We start from the raw sequence: 6,603 nt of genomic DNA on the forward strand, positions 1-6,603 counted from the left end.
TTCCTGCCCCAAAGTCGTGCCCTGGTTGCCGGCCAGGTACAACTGCGCATAGATGGCCTTGCCATCGGGACTTTGCGCGCCCGTCGCAGTGAGTCGATCTCCCCATAAATCCTGCACGTGCTCGATATGTTTGGGGTCGGCTCTTAGCTTGCGGACCAATTCGTCATAATAGTTGTGGGCATCGTCCCCGAGCTGTTGTTGACCCTCCAGGACAATCATCGCGAAACTGTCCGAATCGGATTCTTTGAAGACCTTTCCCATGCGGGTCATGGCCTGTACCGACGGCGCGTCTCGGGGACTCAGTGGTACGGAATGCTCTCGGCCGACCTGCTCCAGCCATGGGACTGCCAGAGTCACAACTAGAGTCAGCGCCACCCACGCCAAAATGATGAGCACCGAAAGCCTGCGGATCATCCGCGCGACGAAAGGAACTCGAGGGTGTTCGGGACTCACTGAAATCCGCCAGTTACCGCTGCTGTGTCAGCAGTAAGGCACGTACCACTGGCCGGGGTCCTGTCGGCCGAAGTAATGTACTGGCGGGGCGGGGCCGTACCTGTAGCGGCCACCAGAACCAGCGCCCCAGCAGCGCAGCGATGGATGGCGTCATGAACGCGCGCACCACCAGCGTGTCGAACAGCAGACCCAGACCGATCGTCGTCCCTATCTGACCGATAGTGCGCAGGTCGCTGACCACCATGGACCCCATCGTGAACGCGAACACCAGCCCCGCGTTCGTGACGACCTTGCCGGTACCACCCATTGCGCGAATGATGCCGGTGTTTATGCCAGCACCTATTTCTTCTTTCATCCGGGCGACCAACAGCAAATTATAGTCCGACCCCACCGCCAAAAGCATGATCACCGACATCACGAGCACTGCCCAGTGAATTTGGATGCCGGCCAGATACTGCCAGACGAACACGGACAACCCGAAAGACGCGCCCAGCGACACCAATACCGTGCCCACAATAACCAGCGCGGCAACAAAACTTCGCGTGATGATCAGCATGACAGTGAAAATAAGGCAGAGCGCGGCGATTCCCGCGATCACAAGATCGTATGTGGAACCCTGCACCACGTCCTTCACCGCCGCCGCGGTGCCGGCGAGGTAGATCTTGGCGTCTTCTAGCGGAGTTCCCTTGAGCGCCTCCTCGGCCGCGCTTTTTATCGGTTCGACCCGCGAGATGCCCTCGGGCGACGCGGGATCGCCCTTTTGGGAAATGAGCATTCGGACGGCCTTCCCGTCCGGCGACAGGAATATGTTCATGACCCGTTTGAAGTCTTTGGTCTTGAAAACGTCCGGCGGCAGGTAGAAGGAATCGTCGTTTTTCGCTGTGTCGAATGCCTTTCCCATGGCGGTCGCATTGCCGCTATTGTCGTCCATCTGGTTGAAGACCCCGGACATGGTGCTATGCATGGTTAGCATCATGGTCCGCATGCCCTGCATGATCGATATCATCTCCGGGAACTGCGCGATCAGCTGCGGCATGATTACATCTAATTGATCGAGATTCGCTACCAGGTCCTGCAACTTATCAGTAACCTCGTCGACACCGTCGAGCGTATCGAAGATATTTCTTATCGAGTAGCAGATGGGAATGTCGTGACAATGCTTTTCCCAGTAGAAGTAGCTGCGGATCGGCCGCCAGAAATCCTCGAAATCCGAAATGTGATCCCGTAACTCGTTCGTGACCTCCTGCATTTCATGCGTTTCGCCGACCATGTGATGAGTCGTAGCGACCAACTGTTGCATCAGGCCAGACATGCGCTGCATGATGTTGATCGTTTCCGTCATAATCTCGGCCTGCTTGAGCATGTCGTTCATGCGTTGTTTCTGAAAGTGCATAGATTGCTGCATACCGGCGTTCTGCATGCTCAGCATCCACGGTATCGTGGTGTGCGCGATCGGGGTTCCCTCGGGACGAGTTACGGCCTGCACCTTGGAAATGCCCTGAACAGCGAGGACGGCCTTGGCCAGTTTGTCCAATACCAGAAAATCTGCCGGATTGCGCAGATCGTGATCGGCCTCGACCAACATGATCTCGGGCGACATCATTGCAGACTGAGGAAAATGTCGCGCTGCGGCCTCGAAGCCTAGATTGGCCGGGATGTTCTTCGGGAGATACTGTTGGTCGTTGTAGCTGGGTTTGTATCCCGGTAGCGTCAACAGCCCAACCAGCGCGATCGCGAATGTCGCAACAAGAATCGGCGCGGGCCACCGAACGGTCGCCGTGCCTATCCGGCGCCATCCGCGAACCTTGATTTTCCGCTTCGGCTCGAATAGATGGAAACGACTTCCGACAGTAAGAACTGCAGGAACCAACGTGAGTGCTACCGCGACCGCGATCGATATGCCCACCGCGCAAGGGACGCCTAGCGCTTGAAAAAAGGGCAGCCGAGTAAAGGTCAGGCAGAAACAGGCCCCGGCGATCGTCAAACCGGAGGCCAAAACAACCTTGGCGACCCCGTGGTAGGCAGCGTAGTACGCCGCCTCCCGACTGTCGCCGGCCTGACGTGCCTCCTGGTACCGCCCGATGAAAAATATCCCGTAATCGGTTCCGGCCGCCAAGCACACAGATACCAGCAGATTAACGGCGAAGGTGGTAAGTCCAATAACCTCGTGATGGCCCAGGAATGCGACTATGCCTCGGGCCACCTGCAATTCTATCCCGACCACCAGCAATAAGAGAATTACGGTCACAATCGAGCGGTAGACAAAAAGCAACGTAATGAAAATGACCGCGAGGCTTACCGCCGTGATTGTGAGGATCGTCCGGTCGCCGCTGTGGCCTATATCCGCAGCGATGGCCGAAGGGCCAGTGACATACGCTTTGACGCCCGGTGGCGCCGGCGTCTGCTCGACGATGTGCTGGATGGCTTCGATCGATTCGGCACCCAAGCTTGTGCCCTGGACGCCGGCGAGACTCAACTGCACATATGCGGCCTTACCATCGGTGCTTTGCGCGGCGCCCGCCGTGAGTGGATCGCCCCAGAAATTCTGGATGTGCGTCACATGCTCCGGATCGTCGTTGAACTGACGAATCAAGCGGTCGTAGTATTTGTGGGCATCGTCGCCGAGGGGTTGCTGACCCTCCAAGACGATCATCGCGATACCGCCGCCGGAACTGGATTCCTTGAAGTCCTCGTTCAAGCGCGTTACGGCCTTGAACGTCGGCGCATCGGTGGAATTCAGCCCTATCGAATGCTCTTTCTCGACCTGTTCCAGCGAGGGGACGCCGACACCCAACCCCACCATCACCGCCAACCAGGCCAAGATGATGGGCACCGAAAATCGATGAATCGTCCGGGCTAAGAATGGCGCGCTGTCGCGCAGCTGATGGTTACTCATCGGCCTTCAGCAGACAGGAGGCAAAGGCGCTCGGGCCATGCGTGATCTTCTCGGCTTTGACCACACCGTCCACGATGATGCGGCAGCCGATGCTGTCGCTATCGCCCTGTGCCGCGATATCTCCGGCGGCCGTTTGCGGGGTCATCGCGAACTCCAACGACCACGGCAGACTGACTCCATCGGCATGCGCGGGGTCACCATTGACGTCGAAATAGCTGATGTCGCCGACGGTCCCCGGGGGTCCGAAGATCTCGTACCTCAGGTGTTTGGGGTTGAAGGGCTTGGTGTCGACTTTTGTGTCGCCGTACGAGAGGAGTTTCTCAGAGCCGAAGATGCCGTGCAGCCGCGCCACCGTCAATCCTCCGGCGCCGACAACCACCAGGATGACCAGCGGGATCCACAGCCGCCGCATAGCCCGGAAAATCGCAAATCCCAGAACTCGACGACTCTTTCGAAACTTACCCTGTGGTCGAGGTGCTGGCGAAGCTTGGCGAGTAGCTGGCAGAGGAGCGACTTCGCGGCCAAGGCGTCGGCCCACGTCTCGGAGGTCCGCTGTAGCGACATCGGACCAGGCTTCCGCGACGTCAACGTCGCGCACGCCAGGTTCGATCACCGCGCCCAACCTTTCACCCGCTGACCAAGACCAAAATCGCCGTCAACGGATTTATGCTCACCGGTTCTTGCAGACCGCATAGTTCGACATGAGTCGAACAGCTCCAAACCATACTCACGGGTTACAGGCTTGATCCAGTGTTTCGGCGAAATTGGCTTCGCCACCGGTCAGAACGTCCGAAGCCCTCAGCAGGTTTCCGCCGCCGCGCAGCGGCCTTACTGTACACACGTACTGTAGGGTGGCGCGCTATGGCGGCTCTTGACAACACAGAGCGGGTGCTACCGCCTCACTTCCCAACTCGGCTGGCGTCTCGCCAATTCGTCAGCATCCTTGTAGCGATCGGCAGCATCCAGCTGATGGCCTCGATGGATGGCCCCGTCGTAGTCTTCGCGCTTCCCAAGATTCAAAACGAGCTCGGCCTGTCGGATGCCGGGCGCAGCTGGGTAATCACTGCGTACGCGCTGACCTTTGGCGGCCTGATCTTGCTGGGCGGCCGCCTCGGCGACACCTTCGGTCGCAAGCGCACCTTGCTCGCCGGGGTTGCCCTGTTCACCCTCGCCTCGACCATCTGCGGCATCGCCTGGGACGGGGGCGCTCTGGTTGTGGCCCGGCTACTGCACGGCACGGCCGCCGCGATCGTCGTGCCAACGTGTGTGGCGCTGGTAGCGACCACATTCCCGAAGGGACCCGCACGCAATACAGCGACGGCGGTGTTCGGCGCGATGGGCGCCATCGGCGCGGTGCTCGGTCTGGTGGTGGGCGGGGCGCTCACCGGGGTGTCGTGGCGGCTGGCGTTTTTGGTGAACGTGCCGCTCGGGTTGCTCGTGATCCACCTGGCCCGCACGGTGCTACCCGAAACGCAGAAGGAGCGAACGAGGCTCGACGCCACTGGGGCGCTGCTGGCCACGTTGATCTGTACCGCCGCGGTTTTCGGCCTGACGATGGGGCCGGAAAAGGGCTGGTTGTCGGCCACCGCGATCGGTGCAGCTCTGGTGGCCATGACGGCCTTCGTGACGTTTCTTGCCGTGGAGCGCACGGCTGAGAACCCGATCGTGCCTTTCAACTTGTTCTTCGACCGCAACCGGGTGGCCATGTTCGCGGCGATGTTCTTGTCCCGTGGGATCGGCTTCACCGTGACCGTGCTGCTCGCCATGTATGTGCAGAACATCATGGGCTACAGTCCGCTGCGCGCAGCTGTTGGATTCATCCCGTTCGCGGTCGCGATGGCTATCGCGACGGCTGTGTCGTCGCGGCTGGTCGTATGGTTCTCACCGCGAGTGATGGTGATCGCTGGCGGCATCATGTTGCTGGGCTCAACGCTGTACGTCTCGACGCTGAACGCCGGCATCCCGTACTTCCCGAACCTGGTGTTGCCCATGGTCGTCGGCGCTATCGGTCTCGGCGTGATCAATGTCCCGCTCGGGCTGTCGATGATCGCCAGCGTGGGCGTCGACCGCATCGGGCCCGCCTCGGCGATCGCCGTAATGCTGCAGAGCCTCGGCGGGCCGCTGGTGCTGGTAGTCATTCAGGTCGTCATCACGTCGCGCACGCTGCAATTGGGCGGTATCAGCGGGCCGGTGAAGACGATGAACGCCGCTCAGTTGCATGCGCTGGAGCACGGTTACACATTCGGCCTGCTGTGGCTGGCCGGCGTGGTCATCCTGCTCTGCGGGACCGGGTTGCTCATCGGCTACACCGCACAACAGGTGGCGCATGCGCAGAAAGTCAAGGACGCCATCGACGCTGAGGAAATGTAGCTCAGGCCGGATGGGGACGATTCGTCAGTCGATCTGCCCGGTCAGGTCGAACTCAGCCAGCGTGCGCGCGGCCAGCTCGCGCAAAGCGGATTTTGTGTTCTCCGCGCCCGGTTGGTAGGCGAGGACGTGGATGAAAATCTTGCCGCGCACCGGCAGGCGGAAGGACAGCAGCTGCGTTTGCCCGCCTATTCGGTCAAGCCACTGTCGGGTTACGTGCTGCCTCGTGCCTCGCGCGAAGGCGTAATCGCAGTGTGTGCCATCGAGAAGGCTTACCACCGAGCCGACGTCGCCGAGGTTGGAATAAACCACCGGGTGATCCGGGTCGGCGAACGCCCCATCGACCGCCCGTTTCCACGCCCATTGCGGTGTGAACGGGGTCAACGACGTGAGCTGCGATGACTCGTCTGGCGTTTCCCGCAAAGTTTTCAACGCTTGCTTGATGGCGACACGGGCATCACACAGATCCGTGGTTACGTACCTCGGGTCGAGATGGACGCGAGCAAGGGAGACTGCGATGGCACGCGTATCGCCTTCGGTGCGGTCGCTCATAACAAGTTGCACGGTCACGGCGCCGTCATCGCTATGCCGGTGCCCCAGGCGCTCCCCGAACTTAGCGGCCAACCCGGCCGCCAGTGTGTTACTCGTTCCACCAAGAGCCTCCGCACGGGCATCCCATTCATCGAGCTCGACGCTGATTGTTATACCCGGCACGACGACAGGCTCATGCCCGTCGTCTCCACGGACGGGTTGCGATTCCGGTGACTCGACATTTTCGGGCCGGCCAAGGCGGACCAGTCTTGGTGCCGTGACAAGCGCCCGGGCAACCCCAGGTGCGTCCCGGGCCGCTAGCCTGGCGTCCTGAAGCACCGCGCGCAGTCGTGTGC

The 6,603-nt window shown here is 60.5% G+C and carries 6 protein-coding genes; 1 reads left to right on the forward strand and 5 read right to left on the reverse strand.

Going from position 1 to position 6,603, the window contains the following annotated elements; translation table 11 throughout:
- The 4 genes from WAN02_RS01290 to WAN02_RS01305 form a co-directional block, all read right to left on the reverse strand.
- On the reverse strand, positions 1-414 hold a 414-nt coding region (locus tag WAN02_RS01290; protein ID WP_422262083.1), incomplete at its 3' end, for an MMPL family transporter.
- Positions 415-466: 52 nt separating this feature from the next.
- A complete protein-coding gene (locus WAN02_RS01295) occupies positions 467-3,349 on the reverse strand; it encodes an RND family transporter (RefSeq protein ID WP_422262085.1) in 2,883 nt (960 codons plus the stop codon).
- Positions 3,342-3,761, reverse strand: a complete 420-nt coding sequence (locus WAN02_RS01300) for an MmpS family protein (RefSeq protein ID WP_422262087.1) — start codon at positions 3,759-3,761, stop codon at positions 3,342-3,344. Before WAN02_RS01300 ends, WAN02_RS01295 begins: the two co-directional genes overlap by 8 nt.
- On the reverse strand, positions 3,704-3,913 hold the full coding sequence (locus WAN02_RS01305) for a hypothetical protein (protein ID WP_422262089.1): 210 nt from the start codon (positions 3,911-3,913) through the stop codon (positions 3,704-3,706). Before WAN02_RS01305 ends, WAN02_RS01300 begins: the two co-directional genes overlap by 58 nt.
- Before the next feature lie 297 nt (positions 3,914-4,210).
- Here WAN02_RS01305 and WAN02_RS01310 point away from each other — a divergent pair, with 297 nt between their 5' ends.
- On the forward strand, positions 4,211-5,719 hold the full coding sequence (locus WAN02_RS01310; RefSeq protein WP_422262091.1) for an MFS transporter: 1,509 nt from the start codon (positions 4,211-4,213) through the stop codon (positions 5,717-5,719).
- A 24-nt stretch (positions 5,720-5,743) separates the two neighbouring features.
- Here the strand turns inward: WAN02_RS01310 and WAN02_RS01315 are convergent, their stop codons facing one another.
- Positions 5,744-6,430: a hypothetical protein gene (locus WAN02_RS01315; protein ID WP_422262093.1), complete on the reverse strand. Its 687-nt coding sequence runs from the start codon at positions 6,428-6,430 to the stop codon at positions 5,744-5,746.
- Positions 6,431-6,603 lie beyond the last annotated feature (173 nt).

It is taken from the genome of Mycobacterium sp. (genome assembly GCF_049281135.1).
Lineage (GTDB): Bacteria > Actinomycetota > Actinomycetes > Mycobacteriales > Mycobacteriaceae > Mycobacterium.